The organism is Hydrogenophaga sp. (assembly GCF_050250835.1).
Taxonomy (GTDB): Bacteria; Pseudomonadota; Gammaproteobacteria; order Burkholderiales; family Burkholderiaceae_C; genus Hydrogenophaga.
The window spans coordinates 39,831-57,381 of record NZ_JBFWNX010000013.1 but is presented as its reverse complement, the minus strand read 5'-3'; the positions used below and the strand labels follow the sequence as shown (position 1 = coordinate 57,381).

The following is a 17,551-nucleotide window of genomic DNA, read 5'->3' as shown; positions in this document are numbered from 1 at the left end:
GATATGGCCGAGCTCAGATCGCAGTTGCGTGCCCGAGGCGATCCCCACTTGGTCTTGCTTCGACTGACCCCCACGCGCGTGTTGCTCGACATCGCACTCGATTGGGTCATCGTGTTTGTGGCCGTCGGTGCCGTTGTGTGGATGAATGCCTTGGTGGTGCCTCTGGCCATCGTGGTGATCGCCAACCGGCAACGAGCCCTGGGGAACATCCTGCACGATGCGGGCCATCGCAATCTATGGCGAGAACGACGGCGAAATGACGCGGTTTCAGGCACCTTGGTGGCGCCGCTGCTGTTTGCCAGCCTGCGCAGCTACCGTGAGTCGCACTTCAAACACCACATAGCGCTCGGCGTGGCCCAGTGCGACCCCGACTTTCTGGTCATTCCCCAAAACCCACCCAGGCATTGGCTCGCCAGCTATCTGCGAAATGTCTTCAACTGGTCCGCGTGGATCGGATCCTTCGGCGGACACCTGTTTGCACACCAGGTGAGCACGCGGAGCAAGCTGTACATCGTCTGCTGGTGGATGACTCTTCTGGGCTTCATGTGGGCTGCCCTGGGTTCCGGCTTTACCCAGAGCTTTGTGTGGCTTTGGCTGTTGTCGCGGGCCACGGTGTTCCACCTGATCACCGTGTTTCGAGAGATGTGTGATCACTTCGGACTGGCGCCCGGTGGCGTCTTCACTTTCACGCGCGACATGGTGAACCATGGCCCCTGGCGACGGATCATCCATCCGCGCAACAACGGATACCACCTCACCCATCACCTGTTACCTGCGGTTCCGTACTACCGATTGCCAGCTGCGCATGCGCTGTTGAGCCAGCTGCCAGTTCTTCAAGAACGTGCTCACGCATGCACCGCGTACTTCTCGGGGACCGATGCCGTCGTCCAGGCATGGCAGCGCCGGGCGTTTCATTGATGGAACGGAACCTGGGCAGCTTGCAGGTTGCGGCACTTCTGGTGTCGGCCAGCTACGGCATTGGTTTTCTGTTCGGCTCTGGCGAACTGGCCCTCACGCACGGCATGGCGGGCAGCATCTACGGTGTGGCCACCGGATTCGGCATGCTGGTGTTGGCCGTCTTTGCGCAGCGCCTGTGGGCATCGGGCTTGCCGGTGTGGGACCTTTTCGGGCGTGCCTACGGTGCGCAACTGCAAGCGGCGGTGGCGCTGCTGTCGCTGATCTGGATGGCCGGCGTGCTGGCCGCGCAAATTCACGGGGGCGTGGCGGTGGCGCGATTGCTGGGCGCCGCCGACCCTTTCGGTCATGGCACCGTTCTGGCGCTGATCTATGGTGCATCCCGCATGCAGTTGCGCCTTGCCTCCACGGTCTTTGCGTTGTGCCTTCTCGCCAGCGGCCTGGTCTTGGTCTACGCCCTGGTCGTTTCTGGCGGGATCGGCATCTATCTGCAGTCTGTGCCAACCTTTTTGCACGACCTGCCAACTTTCAGCGGGTCTCGGTTGCTGTCCATTTCGCTGGCGGTCTCGCTACTGGTCTGCACGGGCGCCGACTACCAACAGTTCGTGCTCGCCGCGCGGCGGCCCAAGGCAGCCGTTTCGGGCTGCGTCTTGGCCGGCCTGCTGCTCTTCGTGATCGGCTTTTTGCCGTCGGCGGTGGTGGTGGCCATGCAGGCCACCCATTCGCTGGGTGAATTGGCTGAAGGCAAGCAGGTGGTACCTTGGGTCCTCGGGAACGTGGCCGGGTCTATCGCCCCAGGCATTGAGCAGCTCATGCTCGTCGCGCTTTCGGTTGCCGCATTGGGCTCAGGCGCGGCGATCCTACGGGCCATGTCGGCCGCGCTGGCCTGCGCTGTGCCGGGCAGCCATTCAGCCAGTCACCCGGGGTTGGCCATCCTTGCACTGGCCATCGGCGCAGGATTGGCGTCGAGAGAGCAGGGCATCGTGGACACCATGGTGTCGGTCAACACCGTGTACCTGGCCAGCGTCGGCGTCTGTTTTGTGGCGCTGTTGATCGGAGTGGTCGTCCAACCATCTCACGCCCGCTCGATCATGGGGACAGGTTTCGCGGTGTCTATCGGCGTGTATCTGGCGGGATGGTGGGGATGGATGGGGGAACAGGCCGATCTTGTGTCGCTGGTGGCGGGGTGTACGGCTTCAATCGTTGTGGCTCTGTGCCTGCACATGATCGCCAGGCGGCGCAGCCGCAACGTGATTGAGTCCTTGAACAGATGAGTTGATCGGTGTACTCACTGCCTGCGTTTCGGGGCCAGCAGAAGCGTCCAGATTCATACGAGCCACTCGCACAATCAGTGCACTGATGTCGCGGGCCAGCGGCGGCTCAAGGTCCCAGTGGTGCCAATACAGGTCCACCATCACCCGTTCGTCCGGGCACAGGTCCAGCAACTGGCCCGCGTCCACGAGGGGCGCGGCTTGCGAGCTGGGGACCAGGCCGTAGCCAGCACCCATCGCAACACCCTCCAGCAACGCCACGGGAGACGGCAAATAGTGCTTGGCGTACCGCTCGATGGCGAAACCAAACCAGCGCTTGAGGAAGTCGTCGTGCAGGGAGTCTTTGCGGTTGAACAGCACGGCAGGCGCTGCCAGCACGGAGGGAACCGTGAGGCCATCCGGAAATAACGTGTTCGCGAATGTAGGGGTGGCGTAGCAGCGGTATTCCATCGCACCGAGCAATTCGGCCGAAAAACCTTCGGCCGGTTTCGAACCCGTAGAGATGCAGCCAATGACATCGCCACGCGCCAGCAGGGCGGAGGTGTGGTCCTGGTCATCGGCAATCACTTCGAGCGCGATGAGAGGGCTCAACAACAGCTCCCTGAGGACTTCCGGGAACCAGGTGGCCAACGAGTCCGCGTTGACCGCGATCGCAATGGGAACGGGTGCGTGAGGCTTGGGTGTGGGGGCCAGCGCCTGTAGAACAGATCCCTCCAGAATGCGCAATGCTTTCACATACCGGAGGACAGTTTCGCCGGCCTGGGTGGGTGAAATCGGCCGCTCTCTCACCACCAGCACCGTGGACAGGGATTCTTCCAGTGCCTTGATGCGTTGCGACACCGCGCCCCGCGTGATGCTCAGCACAGCGGCCGCGCGTTCAAAGCTCTGCTGCTCAATCACCGTGGCGAACGTTTCCAACTGATCGCGGTCCAGCATGTGACGTCCTCCCGAATGGTCGGCAACGGTGTTTTTCCGACACCGACCATTTACGGCGGCGGCCGTCAAACCTGTCCATACCGTGCGTGTATCGAGCGCATTTCATTGGTTACCAGTGATTTCCTGGATGGTGAACTTTCTGGAGAATTGGCAGGGCGCAGCCACGTTGAGTGGGGTCGTGGCTGTTCAGCCCTGTGAACGTTGTGCCGTTCACTCGATGGCTGGAAGTGGTGCATGCCCTGGTCCGCCTTCATCGAACGCCTGTTGTGCGGACCCTAGCGCCGCCAGCGCGGGCGCAAGGGTCTTTCGCGGCATAAACGGCGGCCTTCCCGCCGCCGTTTCACTCTGGCGGGCCCCTTCCATTTATTCCACGGTACCCCTGCGCCCGCGCCCTGTACAGCGCCTGGGTGCTCGCACGGCGACCGACGAATGCGGGGCGGGGCAGGGCACTGCTGTTTGCATCACATCCACCGAGGGCATGAAGCCAGAACCGGCTCCCTCGGAAATTGAGGCAAGTGCTTTTTGGAAGGGAAACGAACGAGGTCCTGGTTGTCCAAACATTCAAGGGGCTGGGAAGAGCGCTACACATTTTTTACAAGCAGTTGCCGTGCGAACTGAACCGACAGGTTCGATGTGGCAAGCTTTTCCGATGTGACTTGGGCGGTCCGCGAGGTCATCGCTCGACGCGGTCCTGTTGATGAAGGTCGGCACTTTTTCACCGATGGAGGTCGTATGTGGTTACTTGTCGCTCGTGAACCTCGCCCGGATGCCCGTTACTGGTCGGGTCGTCGGTGGCTTGCCGCTGTTGATGCTGTGGCGTGGCCGCTGATTGCTGTGCTGCTGATCCAACTGGCACCACAGCCTGTGGGCATCGTTGGCCCCATGGTCCTGGCATTGGCCATGCTGTTTGCTTTGGGGCGCCTTTACCGAGCCATCTGGCTCAACCACCGGTACTGGTTCACGACCTGGCGGTGGGGCCGCATTGCGGTGGCGCTGATGGTGGTGGGCTGGGTACTGAAGCTGGCACTGCCGCATTGAGCGCAAGGCGCGGGACGTTGATCCCGAACCGCGCGGGATCATGCAGTGAAGCGATCGTGTTCTGCCAGAACTTGCGGCGCCAGGCACGAGGCTGCGCCCAAGGGTAGACGTAGCGCGTGCGGTACACCCCTTCGGCGCTGCAGCTGACCACGATCATCAGCATGTCGATGCGCTTGGCATCTGCGTCGTGGATCACCAGGTCGCCGCACTGCCACGGCGTGGTGTTGGGGGCGTGGATCAGGCCCATGGCGTTTTCGGCACAAACCTGTTCCGTCAGTGGGTGGCGATCGGACGTGCTTCACTCCATTGATCGATCTCGGTGCGTCGCCAGGCCACCGCACGAGGCCCCAGGCGCACGGGGTTCGGGAAGCGCTGGGTGGCGATCAGGCGGTAGATCGTCGAGCGACCGAGGCCGGTGATCCGCACAACGGTGTGCATGCGCAAGAAGACCGGCGATACCAGGTCCGGGTGATCCGATGACGACTCGGGTAGTGTGTGCTGCACGGCGTCCTCCATTTAGGGCCATGACTGCACTTTAGGTGCGCGAGCGCATGAATCAGGTGCTGGATTCGCTTCCAAATCGTGCAGAGCAGTGAGCGTCGGCCTGTTCACGACGGGATACCTGCGGCGATCTGCATAATCAATCGCATCGAGTCAACTGTGATGCCCTGGTGGCACCACCCACCATGCGCACCCTGTTCTTGAATGCCAGCAAAACAAAGCACCGACCGCTGCGATATGCGGTGCTGGGTGTGGCGTTACTTGCGTTGCTATTCGAACTACACGAAGCAGTAAAAGGCCTGTTGGGAAGGAGCGTATCTGCAGCAGCAGTGCTTGGCTTTGCGGCGCTTGTGGCAGTAGTTGCTCTTTCGGTTCGCTGGTTTCACTTGCGGCGTATGCAAAGTGACAGTCGAAACCTGAAAGACTCTGCGCTCTGGTGAACTGCGTCTGATCCTCTCGGGGATGCTCGACTGACCTCTTCAAGGTCGGAGACAACTTTCTGTCCTATGGTGTGGTGCGTTCTGGACACATACATCGCTCCGTGAAGAATTTCGGACAGGTGTTCGGACACAGCGAGTCCAGAAAGCAAAAAGTCAGCAGGCGCCAACCTGCTGACTTTTGATTTACTTGACTCCCGGTACTTGGACGCGAACCAGGAACCTGCAGCACTGGCGTCGAGGTTGTTACGAAGGACGGGATCCATTCGGCTCACGACCAAGGATGGTTGTGATACCGTCAAAGCCATTCTTTTTACCGTCTTCTCCCTCTGGAGCGAGCTCTCGATACCGTCATTGCGGTGCAAAACATGTCCCTTTCCCATTCCAGTCTCTGTCATGAACCATCGATGCGTGAGATCGAGAGCATTGAGCCTTGGGAGGGGCTCTCGAATGCGACGGTAGATCTGTCGGTATCGGGCCCGTTTTCGGTTGCCAAGCAGCGCGCTTTTCCTCTGAGCCGCGACCGACTGTTGACAATTGAGTGGGAGTGAGCCTGTAACCCAGTAACTTAAAGTTAAAGCTGTTTATTTGAAAAAATAAAAAAGCCTTTGATTTAAAAGTGATTTTCAGCTATTTCGATCGTGCGAATCCGCCACGGGCTGGTGATTCTGTGCCATCGACGCGGCACCATTGAGCGGCCAAGCCCGGGTTTGCTGGCGGTGTTCATATGTCGACAGATGTCGGCTCGCGCATGGGCTTGCTGCTTGCCGAAACGCCGCATCCCGGGTGGATGCTCCGTCGGCCATCGTGGCTCCAGAAAGAGCTGGTTGCGGTGTTGCGAAGCGAGGCATGATCGCCAGAACCAAACCAGAGTCAAGGCCCCGCATCCTCCCATGGGCGAAACCCTCGACCGCCAACTTGGCCTGCTGCGCTCGCAGCTGGTGTACCGCGCCATTCCCTGGCGCGGCGCCCAGTTGCGACGCTTCTACCGGCGTTTTGTGCCAGCGGGCGGACTGGCGTTCGACGTGGGCGCGCACCTGGGCAATCGCGTGGCGGCGTTTCGGCAACTGGGGGCCCGCGTGGTGGCGCTGGAGCCGCAACCCGATTTCGTGCGCCAGCTACAGCGCCGCTTTGGCGGCGATGCCGGGGTGACGCTGTTGCCCCAGGCGCTGGGCAGGGCACCTGGGCGGGCCCGCCTCATGGTGAGCCCGCGAACCCCCACGGTGACCACGCTGTCTGGCGACTTTATTGAACGCGCCGGTGCATCGCCGTCGTTCAAGGGCGTGAGCTGGCAGGCGGGGCCGCAGGTGGACGTCGCCACGCTCGATGGGCTGATCGCCCGCCACGGCCAGCCCGACTTCGTGAAGATCGACGTGGAGGGCTTCGAGCTGGAGGTGCTGATGGGCGCCAGTCGGCCCCTGCCGGCCCTGTCGTTCGAGTTCCTGCCGGCCATGCGCGATGTGGCGCTGGCCTGCATCGACCGGCTGGAGGCACTGGCGGGACCGGGCCACTACCGCTACGCCGTGTCGCTGGGTGAGCAACTGCAATTGCTGCGACCGCAGGGCGAGCCGGCCGATGCGCTGCGCGAGTGGCTGCGTGCCTTGCCCCACGACGGGCCTTCTGGCGACGTACACGCCTGGGGTCCTGGTGCGGGTTCAGGAACCAGGCGTTGAACGCGCTGGCAGGGACGGCGGCATGGCCAGGTGCTCGGCCCCCGGCGCCTCGTGCACGGCCGGTGCGTCAAAAGCTGTCAGCAGCAAACGGGTGAGCTGGGTCATGGGGCCGAGCGGGTGGGGCGCTGGCGTTAGGCCCGGCACGAAGCCGAGCGCCATCAGGCGGTGCAGCAGCGAGGGATCGTCGCTGATCACATGCACCGGCACATCCCACGGCGCACCCGCGCCGGAAACCAGTGCCGGCGCCTGGTGGTCGCCCACGACCACCATCACCATCGAAGGCGGCGCCAACCGGCGCAGGTAGTCGGCCATCCAGGTGTTCTGGTAGCGCAGGCTTTCCAGGAAGCGTGGCGTGGTCTGCGACACGGTCAGCGGCGCGGCCAGGGCGAAGCGGACGTCATCCGGGGTGTAGGCGGCTGTGCCGGTCAGGCGGTGCCAATCGGTGACGAAGGGGGCCAGAGGGTGAAAGGGCGCGTGGGTGCTGGTGGTGGGAAATACCGCAAACCGGGGGCGCTGGTCCCGAGCGGGCGCCTGCCGGTCGAACTCCTGCGCGTGCAGCAGGGCCATGGCCGCCTGGTCCGGGATGCGCCAGAAGCCGAAATCCAGTCCCCGGTACCCCATGCCAGCGTCGTCGACCAGACGCTCGAACCCGTAGAACCGTCCTTCAGGCCAGGGCAGCTTCAAGCCCGGCATCCAACCCACCGTGCGGTAGCCATGGCGCGCGAAATGGCTCACCAGCGTGGGGCGCTGGCTGGCCAGCAACAGGTCGTGATCGGCGGGATCGGTGGTGTCCACGCCCGAAAGCAAGGCGGCGTGCGACAGCCAGGACGACCCGCCGAAGGTGGGCGCGACGACGCGCGCCGACACCACGGCGCGGCCGCTGGCCTGGATCGCATCGGCCAGTTGTTCGCGCGAAGCCTTCAGCGCCTGGGCCTGCCGGGGTTGATCGAACGTGCTCGCGCCGTAAGACTCGGCGAAGACCAGCAGCACGTCCGCCGGGCCGCGCGCGCTCGCCAGGCCAGAGAGATCGCCCGCCAGTGCGGGGCTCTCGCTGAGGTTGGCGCGATGTGGCCCTGGCCACCACACCCGCGCCAGCAGCGCACCCTGGTGCGCCAGCGTGGGCGTGATGGGCAGCGAGAAAAACCAGCGCGTATCGGGCCCATGGGGCACATAGGCGGCAAAGCTGAGCGTAAGCGCGCCAACGGTGGCCAGCAGCCAGCGACGCGGTGGCGGCCACGCCAGGCTGTGCGAGAGCGCGGCCAGCGCCGACCGCACCAGCCAGCCCAGGGCGAGCAGGCCCAGCAGCAGCGCGGCCAGCCCGGCGCCCACCTGCCAGGCGGGCAGGGCCTGCGAAGCGGCGCCCAGCAGCTCGGCAGCGTGGCGGCCGTCCCAGTACACATTCACTGGCCGGCCCATCACGGCGGGCGCTGTCACGTCGGCGTAGCGCACCGCCACCAGTGCCATGAAGGCGCCGGCCAGTGCGTGGGTGGCCCGGCGTGAGAGCGGTCCGCGCCAGGCCACCCAGGCCATCAGTGCCACCAACAGCAGGCACAGTTCGAATGACAGGCGCGGCATGTAGCGCACCCCGAAGCCTGGCCAGCGGTTCTCGAAGGTCAGGAGCGTGTTGAGCAACGCAAAGGCAAGCCCGAAACGCAGCAGCCAGGCCGCCGCAGAGGAGGGCGCTCCTGGCGCCGCCGCCAGGCTCACTGACGGATGGCCTCGAACTCGATGATCAGCGGCACCTCGTCACCCACCCAGCCATTGGACACGGCGTAGTTCATGCCGTAGGTGCTGCGCTTGAAGCTGCCGCGCGCAGACACGCCCATCACATAGGGCTTGCCGCCGAACCCACCGAGGGGCGACTCGGCGCTCTTGTTCCAGGTGGCTTGCAGCGTGAGGGGCAGTTTCTTGCCCAGCAACTCCAGTTGTCCGGCAATCTCGAACGTGCGTTCGGCGGTTCGCTTCGCGCCAGATGCGGTGAACACCATGCGCGGAAATTCACCGCTGTTGAGGAAGTCCGGCCCCTTGAGGTGGTCGTCGCGCTTGGGCTGGTTGCTGAAGACACTGGCGGTCTCGACTTCGATGCGCACGTCCGACAGCGTGGCGCTGGCCTCGTCGAAGCGGTAGCTGCCGCGAGCCGAGCGAAACATGCCCAGCACCTTGGCGTAGCCGATGTGGTCGACCAGGAAGGCCACGGTGAGGTGATCGGGGTCGATCTCGTAGCGCGCCGCCTGGGCCTGCGCGGGCGTGGTGGCCAGCAGCGCGGTGCACAGCGTGACGAGGGGCAGAAGAAGGGTTCGCATGGTTCAGGTCTCCATGGGTTTGGCGCGGTGAAGGAATCGGATGTCGATGGCGAATGAGAGGGTGAGCAAGACCAGGCTCGCTGCGGCCAGCGCCGCGGCCATTGCGGGCGGCACGATGGGACCCAGGCAGACGATGAGTGTGGTGATCTGCACCACGCACACCGTCTGGCGGCGCCGGCTGCCCGGCAGGGTGCTCGCCAGCCAGGGCCAGGCCAGAGCGGCAGCCACGAAGGCATAGCGCATGAGCCCACTGGCCAGCACCCAGGGTCCCGCCTGGCCCGCCTGCCAGACCAGCGCGCAAAGCACCAGGGTGAACAGGGCGTCGGTCTCCATGTCGAAGCGCGCGCCGAAGGCGCTGGCCAGGCCGCTGCGCCGTGCCAGGGGCCCGTCCACCGCATCGAGCAGCGCGGTGGCGGTGGCCAGCACCACCACCGCCCACACGGCCAGCGGGGGCAGGGCTTCGCCAAACAGGGCGGCCAGCAGGGCCGCCACGCCCAGGCGCAGCAGCGTCACCCGGTTGGCACTGCCGAAACGTGCATGCGGATGAGGGGGAACCTCGGGCGCGAAGAGACACCACCACACCAGTCCGGCGAGCAGGCCAAACAGCAGCACCGCCTTGACGGAGAAGTCGGCACCCAGCCCGCCACCCACGCCCAATGCGCCAGCGGCCAGGGCCACCAGCGCGGTGGCCGCGCCCAGGGATCGGGCGGCGTCCACTTTCAAGGCGGACCGTTGCTCACCGTCGATCCCGGGAGCGTGGCTGGGGGTTATTGGCTGCGACATAAGATGCAAGCGTGCCAGGGCAGGTTGGTCATCATGGCACGCACTGCCGTGTCGGACCCTTCATTCCCCATTTCGTTCATGCCCTTCATTTCCGATCAACCATCCCGCGCTTCGCAAGCGTGCTGGGTCGTCGCGCCGGGTCAGGCCGAGATCCGCACGGAGACCTTGCCGACGCTGGACGAAGGTGACGTTCGGGTGCGCACGCGTTACACCGCCGTGAGCCGAGGCACCGAGGGCCTGGTGTTTCGTGGCGAGGTGCCGCAGAGCGAATGGCAACGCATGCGCGCACCCTTTCAGGCGGGGGAATTTCCGGGCCCCGTGAAGTACGGCTACGTGAACGTCGGCGTGGTCGAAGCGGGGCCGGCCAGCCTGCTCGGGCGCACGGTGTTCTGCCTGTACCCGCACCAGACGCGCTACCAGGTGAGCGCCCAGGCCGTGCTGCCGCTGCCCGACGGCGTGCCGCCTGCGCGAGCCGTGCTCGCCGCGCAAATGGAGACCGCGCTCAACGCCTTGTGGGATGCCGCTCCTGGCGCGGGCGATCGCATCGCCGTGGTGGGCGGGGGAACGGTGGGCCTGCTGGTGGCCTGGCTGGCCGCACGCCTGCCAGGTTGCGAGGTGCAAGTGATCGACACCGAGCCTTCGCGCGCTGCCCTGGCGCAGACCCTGGGCGCGAGCTTCAGCCTGCCCGAGGCCGCGCGCCCAGGCGCCGACCTGGTGATCCACACCAGCGGGCAGGCGGCCGGGCTGGCCACCGCACTGCGCCTGGCGGCCTTCGAGGCCACGGTGCTCGAACTGAGCTGGTACGGCAGCCGTGCCGTGAACGTGCCGTTGGGCGAGGCCTTCCATTCGCAGCGCCTCACGCTGAAAAGCTCCCAGGTTGGCCACGTGGCCCCCGCCCAGCGGGGGCGCTGGACCCACCGCCGCCGGCTCGCACTCGCGCTTTCGCTGCTGACCGATCCCGTGCTCGACGGCCTCATCACCGACAGCGCTCCGTTTCACGAACTGCCGCAGGTGCTGGCCCGGCTCGCGGGTGCCTCGGCTCCGCACACGCTGTGCCACCGCATCGACCACCCCGACTGAAGAAGAAAGAACACCCATGTACGCCGTCAATGTCAGAGACCATTTCATGATTGCCCACAGCTTCCAGGGCGCCGTGTTCGGCCCTGCGCAGCGCATGCACGGCGCCACCTACGTGGTGGACCTCGAAATGCGCCGCGATGCGCTGGACGCCGACGGCATCGTGGTCGACATCGGGCTGGCCACCCAGGTGCTGCGCGAGGAACTCGCCGCGCTGAACTTCCGCAACCTCGACGAAGCGCCCGAGTTCGCCGGGCGCAACACCACCACCGAGTTTCTGGCCCGCGTCATTTTCGACCGCGTGGCAGCGCGCATCGCCGCTGGCGCCATGGGATCGCAGGCCCTGCCCACGGCGCAAGCACCAGGTCTGCGGAAGATGCGCGTGACACTGCACGAGTCGCACGTGGCCTGGGCCGCGTTCGAGGGAGACCTGCCCGCGAGCACGGCATGAAACAGATGAGTTTTCTCGTTCCGGGCGACTGGAACGTGCGAACCGGCGGTTATGGCTACGCCCGCCGCCTCGTGCAGGCGCTGCGGCAGGCGGGCTGGACGGTGGATGTTCACCATCTGCCCGGCAGCTGGCCCGTGCCCGACGCGTCCGCGCGCCGGGCAGCGTCTGCGGTGATCGCCTCGCTGCCCGACGGCGGCCTCGTCCTGGCCGACGGGCTGGCCTACGCGGTGCTGGCCGACGAAGTGCGGCCGCACGCCACGCGCCTGCGCTGGGTGGCGCTGGTGCACCACCCGCTGCACCTGGAGACCGGCCTGGACGCTGCCACCCGAGCGCAGCTGCAACGTGCCGAAACCGATGCATTGCGACTGGCCCGCCGGGTGGTGGTGAGCGGCCCCAGCACGGTGCAAGACCTTGAGCCCATGGGCGTGCCCTCCGCGCGCATTGCGGTGGTCGAGCCGGGCACCGATCCGGTGCCGCCGCGCGAACGGCCGGCCAGCTGTGAGGGTGAAACGGTGCAGCTGCTGTGCGTGGCCACGCTCACGCCGCGCAAGGGTCACGCGGTGTTGCTGCAGGCGCTGGACGGATTGCGGGAACTCTCCTGGGAACTGCACATCGTGGGCAGCCCCACGCGCGATCCCGGCACCGCCACGCGCCTCAAGGCCAGCGCGAAGAGCCTGGGCGAACGCGTGCGCTGGCACGGCGAGCTGGACGAAGCCGAGGTGCAGTCCCGCTACGCCGCGGCGGATGTTTTCGTGCTGCCCTCGCTTCATGAGGGCTACGGCATGGTCGTGGCCGAAGCGCTCGCGCACGGTCTGCCGGTGGTGGCCACGCATGCCGGCGCGCTGGCGCACACGCTGCCATCGACAGCGGGCCTGCACGTCAGCCCGGGCGACGCGCAGGCGCTGCAAGTGGCGTTGGCACGCGTGATCCAGGACACCGCGTTGCGCGGGCGGCTGGCGGCGGGCGCCCGCGCAGCCGCCCGCCAGTTGCCCGACTGGCCCCGGCAGGCCGCCGCGTTCGCCCGTGTGCTGGAGCGGGTGCCGTGAGCGCTGCCCGTTTCAGCGCCGATTGGCTCGGTCTGCGAGAGCCCTTCGATGCCGCCGCGCGCGACAAAGCGGCCACGCGCCTGTGCCTCGGCACCCGTCTCGCGGCGCTGCGTCCGCCGCCCGGCATTCCCTGGCGCGTGATCGACCTGGCCTGCGGCACCGGCGCCAACCTGCGCTGGCTCGCACCGCGTCTGGGAGGTCCGCAGGAATGGCTCATGGTGGACCACGACGATGGCCTTTTGCGCCAGGTGCGCCATGCCGTCGCGGGGGTGTCCATCGTGCGCCAGCGACTCGACCTCATGACCTCGCTGGACACGCTGCCCTGGCATGCCGCGCACCTCGTCACGGCCTCGGCCTTGCTCGATCTGGTGGGAAACCCGTGGCTGCACCGCCTGGTGGCCATCTGCGCGTCGGCGCGTGTGCCGCTGCTGCTGGCGCTCAGCGTGGACGGGCGTCACATCTGGTCACCTGAAGATGCCCTGGATGCCCAGATCGCAGCGCTGTTTGCCGCCCACCAGCGGCGCGACAAAGGGCTGGGGCCAGCGCTGGGCTCGCAGGCGGTCGCGACACTGCGGTCCGCGCTGCGCGATGCCGGGTACGGCGTGGTGCAAGCGCGCAGCGACTGGCGAGTGGACGGCCGCCGGTCCGCAGCCGATGCGCCGTTGCTGAAAAGCCTGATCGACGGCATGGCCGACGCGGCCATGGAACAGGACCCCGGTCAGGCGACCGCACTGCGCGGCTGGCAGAGCCGTCGCCTGGCGCGGGTGGTGCAGACCCGTCTGCGCGTGGGGCATGTGGACGTGCTGGCCTGGCCCAGCGCGTCCGGCCGTGCGGAACCCTAGCCGCGCAGATTCAGGTCCCAGAGCATGTCCTCGCCCAGCCGCAGCGTGCGCACGGGTGGGCGGGGGCAGTCCGCCATCACGTCGTGGGCGGGTACCTGAAGGCCACGCCGGCCATTGCCGATCAGCACCGGGGCGATCACCAGGTGCAGCCGGTCCAGCGCACGGGCGCCGAAAAAGCGCGACACGGTGACACCGCCGCCCTCCACGAACAGCACCCGAAGGCCCCGCGCACCCAGAGCCTGGACGGCCCGTTCGGCTCGGTAGCAGGCGGTGGGGTGGCGTTCGTCGAGCAGGCCCTCCACGGCCAGCACCTGCGTTGTGTCGGGGGCGCCCTGCAGGCGCTTGCGCGCGGTGTCGGCATGGAGGCTGTCGCACACCCACAGGCTCGGTGACTGAGCGTCCTGAAACACACGGGCGTGTCCATCGAGTCGGGCGCGCGGGTCCATCACCACCCGCACGGGCGAAGGCCCCGGCACGCGCCGGGTGGTCAGCTGCGGGTTGTCGGTGGCCACGGTTCCGCCGCCCACGATGACGGCGTCGCACAGCGCGCGCAGGCGGTGCAGGTGCAGCAGGCCGTGCGCGCCATTGACGTAGTAGGAGTCGCCTGTGGCGGTGGCCACGAAGCCGTCCAGGCTCTGGCCCATCTGCGCCACCACCCAGGGAACACTCTGGCCTCGTGTGCGCGCATCGAGCACGGGCTTGTACACACCAAAGAGCTCCAGGCCGCGCTCGCTGCATTCGCCCCGCACCCGCCAGCCCTGGGTGGTGGTGTGCTGCAGCAGCGGATGGTGCCCACCCTCACGGGCCTGCAGCATCTGCAACCAGAGTTCAGGCCAGTCTGCCGGCACATCGGCCATGGCGCCGGTGGCGGCCTCGGGTGCGGGTGTAAGCAGCGCGGTCGTTGGCATGGGGGGCATCATCTCATCGCGCCCCGGGCGCCAAACCAATGACCGGAATAGCCCTCGGCTTGACAGGCGGCCCCGCCGAGACTCATTTCCACTGGGGCGTGTAGTAGGGGTCGTCGCGCTCGGCGGCGTCGCCAGCCGCCTCTGGGCTGGAAAGGGCCAGCGAACCCTGGGCAAAGGCGATCACCAGCCCCGCCAGCACCAGGGGCGCCAGCGCGGCGGGAGTGATGGTTGCCGATCGCCACGCCCAGAGACCGGCCACCCCGGCCACGCTGCCCACCATGAGCGCGAGCTGAGCCAACAGCAGGGAGCCCCCGAGGGCGGCCCACACGGCCAGCGCCACCGCCAGCACGGTGACCAGCGCAGTGGCCAACAGGCCGGCTCCGCGAGCCAGCGCCTTCGTGCCGGGTGCGTTCAACCCGATGGCCAGTGCCGCAGCGAGCAGGCCCGCCAGCGCGATCCAGGGCAGAGTCTGCGCTCGGGAACTGGCCGGCCAGTCAAAGCCCGGCCAGACGGTCAGGGCGATCACCAGTCCCAGCGCGGCGCCCAGCGCCGTCCAGCGCGTACCTGCCAGTCGCAGCAGCGCCATGCTGGCGGTAGCCAGCAACAAGGGCAGCACGAGGCTCTGGAAAGCAGGGTGTTGAAGGAAAGACATGGCAGCCTCTGGACGGGTTGCCCATCATCGCACCAGTGGTGACGCGCGCAAGGTGCAACTTACACTGCGTTGATCCACTGCTTCAGCGCCCTTGCCATGTACCTGCCGCCTCAGTTCGCCGCCAAAGACGCTGCCGTCGCGAGAGAGCTCATGCGCGCCCACCCGTTCGCCAGCCTCGTCTCCACAGACGACGCGGGTGTGCCGTTCGTGACCCATCTGCCTCTGCACCTGGTGGAGGAGGGCGAGCCAGGGGGCAGCCTCGTGCTGCTGGGCCATGTGGCCAAGCCCAACCCGCACGCGAAATTCCTGCTGGAGCGGCCAACGGCGCTGGTCACTTTCATGGGGCCGCACGCCTACATGACACCGCGCGTCTACCCGGACCTGGCCCGCGTGCCGACCTGGAACTACCTCGCCGTGCACTGCACCGTGCAGGCACGCCCTGTGGACAGTTTCGAGGACAAGGACCGCCTGCTCAAACACCTGATCCACGAGCACGATCCAGCCTACGCAGAGCAATGGCGCGGCCTGGACGAGGCGTTTCAGCACAAGCTCATGAGCGGCATAGCGGCCTTTGAACTGCATGTGACCAACCTGCAATGCAAGGTCAAGCTCAACCAGCACCGTCCCGAATCGCACCTGGCGCTGAGCGCTGCCTACGCCCTGGGCACCCCGGACGAGAAGGCCCTGGCCGGCTGGATGCGCCGCCTGGGCCTGGGCACGTGACGCTGAACAACACCCGGATGGACGGGGAATAGTCCCGTACTTACACTGCGATGCCGATGACCCGCGTCGGTGCGGGACGGCCCCCCGGTCGATCTGCCCGCTGAGTCTTCTGTCCACCATGTTCATCCGGTCCCTGCGATCTGCGCTGTACCTGCCCCTGGTTGCCGCTGGCCTTCTGGTCACCGGCGTCCTGGCGCAGACGTTCGCGCAAGACGACCCGCCGCCGGAGGCCGCGCTGGCTGCCGTGGACGCCCGCTGGCACGCCAGCCTGGAGGCCTTCGCCGCTGCCGACCGGCGCCAGGCGCCCCAGCCCGGAGGCGTTCTGTTCCTGGGCAGTTCCTCGATACGCCTCTGGAGCGACCTGGAAACCAGCTTTGCCGACCAGCCGGTGGTGATCAATCGTGGTTTCGGCGGCTCGCAACTGCTCGATTGCGTGCATTTGGTGAACCGCCTGGTGTTGCCCTACAAGCCGCGCATGGTGGTGCTGTATGCGGGCGAGAACGACATCGCCGAAGGCGCAACGCCTCAGCAGGTGCTGGAGCGCTTCATCGCCTTCGTTCAGGCGGTCAGGGCCGAACTGCCCGACAGCCGCATCGCCTTCGTCTCGATCAAGCCCAGCCCGTTGCGGGCCGGGCTGATGCCGTCGGTGCGCGAGACCAATGACTTGATCCGGATCTACAGCCAGACCGAACCCCAGCTGGATTTCATCGACGTGTACTCGCTCATGCTCGACGCCAGCGGCCAGCCCCGGGCGGAGTTGTTCACGGGCGATCGCCTGCACATGAACGCTGAGGGGTATGCCCTCTGGCAACGGGTCATTGCAACGCGTTTGAAAGCCTGACGTTTCGTCGCTGCCCGCCCTGGCGTTCGTGCGCTTGCACACCCAGGGCCACCAGGAACAGGCCGGCAAACGCGCCTGCCAGCAGCACGGCATCGGTGGTCCAGGGCCGCACGACCTGGGTAGAGCCGAAGAAGGCCAGCGTGAACAGGGCGATGACGATGTGAGCGCAGAACACCGAGAGCGAATGGCGACCGAGCAGCTCCAGAGGCAGGGGGCGAGGCACCCACCGGCGCAGCCACGGGCCAGCCGAGACCAGCAGCACGAACACGCTGGCGAAATTCAGCACCCGCAGGGGTCCGAGCGACCATTTGTCGAGCAGCAGGCTCACCGCGGGTACGCCCGGCATCGGGTCCTGCCCAGCCAGATGTCGCCACAGCAGCATGCCCAGCGCGTAGACGGCGGCCGGCACCAGCAGCCATCGCGGAAAACGCGGCAAGGGCTGCTGGCGCGCGCCCAGCCACAAACCGGCGACCCACAGTGCCTGCCAGGCCAGCCAGTGGAAGGCACCCGTTTCGCGGTAGGGAATCGGCAGACCGGTCAGGTCCGCGATGCGTTCGTGGATGGCCTGACCCAGGCCCCATTGCTCACCCAGCCAGAGCAGGGCGCTGGCGGCGAGCACGCCACTCCAGCCTTGCTGCAGACCATGGCGCAGCAGCCAGGCGCTGAGCAGCATGAGCACGATGTAGAGCGGCAGGATGTCCAGCAACGGCGGGTTGTGCAGGAGCAGCGCTGCGCCCACGACGGCCGCCTGGGGGTCGATGAAGAAGAATTCCAGCAGGCCGGTCACGCCACCCTGGTGGTTGCGAACGCCCAGCCACGCGATCAGCGTGAAAGCGAGCAGCAACAGGGCGAGCTGGCACAGGTAGAGCCGCCAGGCACGCTCATGGAAGGCCGTGCGCATGGCACCCAGCCCATCGCGCCGCCCGCGGGTTCCGTAAACCTGGCCCGCCATGAAGGCCGAGAGGAACACAAAGCCTTCTGCCGCCGAGACAAAGCCCAGGGGCTGGCCCGATGGCAACGAATACATCGTCGGCATGTGGGTCAGCGTCATCAGGACGAGCAGGAAACCGCGCAGGGCATCCAGCTCCCAGCGGCGTGGTGGCATGGAGAAAGATCAGGGTTTACCAGGGCAACCCGCGATCATGCCAGAGGGC

The 17,551-nt window shown here is 66.6% G+C and carries 19 protein-coding genes; 10 read left to right on the top strand and 9 right to left on the bottom strand.

From position 1 onward, the window contains the following. Positions 1–78: 78 nt before the first annotated feature. Together AB7F11_RS15940 and AB7F11_RS15935 are read left to right on the top strand one after the other, a co-directional pair. The gene (locus tag AB7F11_RS15940; RefSeq protein ID WP_428290236.1) at positions 79–918 is read left to right on the top strand and encodes a fatty acid desaturase; all 840 of its coding nucleotides are present in this window, start codon (positions 79–81) and stop codon (positions 916–918) included. Then, positions 894–2,189 carry a hypothetical protein gene (locus AB7F11_RS15935; RefSeq protein WP_428290237.1) on the top strand — a complete coding sequence of 432 codons (1,296 nt, stop codon included), beginning with the start codon at positions 894–896 and terminating at the stop codon, positions 2,187–2,189. Before AB7F11_RS15940 ends, AB7F11_RS15935 begins: the two co-directional genes overlap by 25 nt. Here AB7F11_RS15935 and AB7F11_RS15930 read toward each other — a convergent pair. The 3 genes from AB7F11_RS15930 to AB7F11_RS15920 form a co-directional block, all read right to left on the bottom strand. Beyond that, entirely contained in the window at positions 2,112–3,122 is a 1,011-nt protein-coding gene (locus AB7F11_RS15930) for an HTH-type transcriptional regulator ArgP (protein WP_428300792.1), read from the bottom strand. The two genes, AB7F11_RS15935 and AB7F11_RS15930, sit on opposite strands and share 78 nt — an antisense overlap. Before the next feature lie 958 nt (positions 3,123–4,080). Beyond that, a complete protein-coding gene (locus AB7F11_RS15925; RefSeq protein WP_428290239.1) occupies positions 4,081–4,407 on the bottom strand; it encodes a hypothetical protein in 327 nt (108 codons plus the stop codon). A 26-nt stretch (positions 4,408–4,433) separates the two neighbouring features. Next, on the bottom strand, positions 4,434–4,598 hold the full coding sequence (locus tag AB7F11_RS15920; protein ID WP_428290646.1) for a helix-turn-helix transcriptional regulator: 165 nt from the start codon (positions 4,596–4,598) through the stop codon (positions 4,434–4,436). A 248-nt stretch (positions 4,599–4,846) separates the two neighbouring features. Between AB7F11_RS15920 and AB7F11_RS15915 the strand changes: the two genes are divergently transcribed. After that, positions 4,847–5,101, top strand: coding sequence for a hypothetical protein (locus tag AB7F11_RS15915; protein ID WP_428290645.1), 255 nt, complete (start codon positions 4,847–4,849; stop codon positions 5,099–5,101). Positions 5,102–5,991: 890 nt separating this feature from the next. Further along, positions 5,992–6,771, top strand: coding sequence for an FkbM family methyltransferase (locus AB7F11_RS15910; protein WP_428300144.1), 780 nt, complete (start codon positions 5,992–5,994; stop codon positions 6,769–6,771). On the opposite strand, the gene AB7F11_RS15905 is transcribed toward AB7F11_RS15910, so the two are convergent. Genes AB7F11_RS15905 through AB7F11_RS15895 form a run of 3 tightly spaced genes read right to left on the bottom strand, consistent with a single transcriptional unit; the run spans position 6,754 to position 9,791 of the window. Beyond that, complete coding sequence (locus tag AB7F11_RS15905; RefSeq protein ID WP_428300791.1) at positions 6,754–8,478, bottom strand: hypothetical protein; 1,725 nt, start codon at positions 8,476–8,478, stop codon at positions 6,754–6,756. The genes AB7F11_RS15910 and AB7F11_RS15905 overlap by 18 nt on opposite strands. Continuing rightward, entirely contained in the window at positions 8,475–9,074 is a 600-nt protein-coding gene (locus tag AB7F11_RS15900) for a YceI family protein (protein ID WP_428300142.1), read from the bottom strand. The genes AB7F11_RS15905 and AB7F11_RS15900 overlap by 4 nt, the downstream gene beginning before the upstream one ends. 3 nt (positions 9,075–9,077) lie before the next feature. Next, on the bottom strand, positions 9,078–9,791 hold the full coding sequence (locus AB7F11_RS15895; protein ID WP_428300152.1) for a CDP-alcohol phosphatidyltransferase family protein: 714 nt from the start codon (positions 9,789–9,791) through the stop codon (positions 9,078–9,080). Between the two features lie 99 nt (positions 9,792–9,890). Between AB7F11_RS15895 and AB7F11_RS15890 the strand changes: the two genes are divergently transcribed. Genes AB7F11_RS15890 through AB7F11_RS15875 form a run of 4 tightly spaced genes read left to right on the top strand, consistent with a single transcriptional unit; the run spans position 9,891 to position 13,273 of the window. Then, positions 9,891–10,937 carry a zinc-dependent alcohol dehydrogenase gene (locus AB7F11_RS15890; protein WP_428290641.1) on the top strand — a complete coding sequence of 349 codons (1,047 nt, stop codon included), beginning with the start codon at positions 9,891–9,893 and terminating at the stop codon, positions 10,935–10,937. 16 nt (positions 10,938–10,953) lie between these two features. Continuing rightward, the gene (locus tag AB7F11_RS15885) at positions 10,954–11,385 is read left to right on the top strand and encodes a 6-pyruvoyl trahydropterin synthase family protein (protein WP_428300140.1); all 432 of its coding nucleotides are present in this window, start codon (positions 10,954–10,956) and stop codon (positions 11,383–11,385) included. Beyond that, positions 11,382–12,431, top strand: coding sequence for a glycosyltransferase family 4 protein (locus tag AB7F11_RS15880; RefSeq protein WP_428300790.1), 1,050 nt, complete (start codon positions 11,382–11,384; stop codon positions 12,429–12,431). Before AB7F11_RS15885 ends, AB7F11_RS15880 begins: the two co-directional genes overlap by 4 nt. Beyond that, complete coding sequence (locus AB7F11_RS15875) at positions 12,428–13,273, top strand: methyltransferase domain-containing protein (RefSeq protein ID WP_428300138.1); 846 nt, start codon at positions 12,428–12,430, stop codon at positions 13,271–13,273. The genes AB7F11_RS15880 and AB7F11_RS15875 overlap by 4 nt, the downstream gene beginning before the upstream one ends. On the opposite strand, the gene AB7F11_RS15870 is transcribed toward AB7F11_RS15875, so the two are convergent. Both AB7F11_RS15870 and AB7F11_RS15865 read right to left on the bottom strand, forming a co-directional pair. Beyond that, positions 13,270–14,181 carry a RibD family protein gene (locus AB7F11_RS15870; RefSeq protein WP_428300137.1) on the bottom strand — a complete coding sequence of 304 codons (912 nt, stop codon included), beginning with the start codon at positions 14,179–14,181 and terminating at the stop codon, positions 13,270–13,272. The genes AB7F11_RS15875 and AB7F11_RS15870 overlap by 4 nt on opposite strands. Positions 14,182–14,263: 82 nt before the next feature. Beyond that, complete coding sequence (locus AB7F11_RS15865) at positions 14,264–14,833, bottom strand: hypothetical protein (protein ID WP_428300136.1); 570 nt, start codon at positions 14,831–14,833, stop codon at positions 14,264–14,266. A gap of 96 nt (positions 14,834–14,929) precedes the next feature. On the opposite strand from AB7F11_RS15865, the gene AB7F11_RS15860 reads away from it, so the two are divergent. Together AB7F11_RS15860 and AB7F11_RS15855 are read left to right on the top strand one after the other, a co-directional pair. Next, positions 14,930–15,556 (top strand): FMN-binding negative transcriptional regulator, encoded by a 627-nt coding sequence (locus AB7F11_RS15860; RefSeq protein ID WP_428300789.1) that lies wholly within the window; start codon positions 14,930–14,932, stop codon positions 15,554–15,556. A gap of 118 nt (positions 15,557–15,674) precedes the next feature. After that, entirely contained in the window at positions 15,675–16,397 is a 723-nt protein-coding gene (locus AB7F11_RS15855; protein WP_428300134.1) for an SGNH/GDSL hydrolase family protein, read from the top strand. Here the strand turns inward: AB7F11_RS15855 and opgC are convergent. Continuing rightward, the gene (gene opgC / locus AB7F11_RS15850; RefSeq protein WP_428290633.1) at positions 16,372–17,502 is read right to left on the bottom strand and encodes an OpgC domain-containing protein; all 1,131 of its coding nucleotides are present in this window, start codon (positions 17,500–17,502) and stop codon (positions 16,372–16,374) included. The genes AB7F11_RS15855 and opgC overlap by 26 nt on opposite strands. Positions 17,503–17,551: the final 49 nt, after the last annotated feature.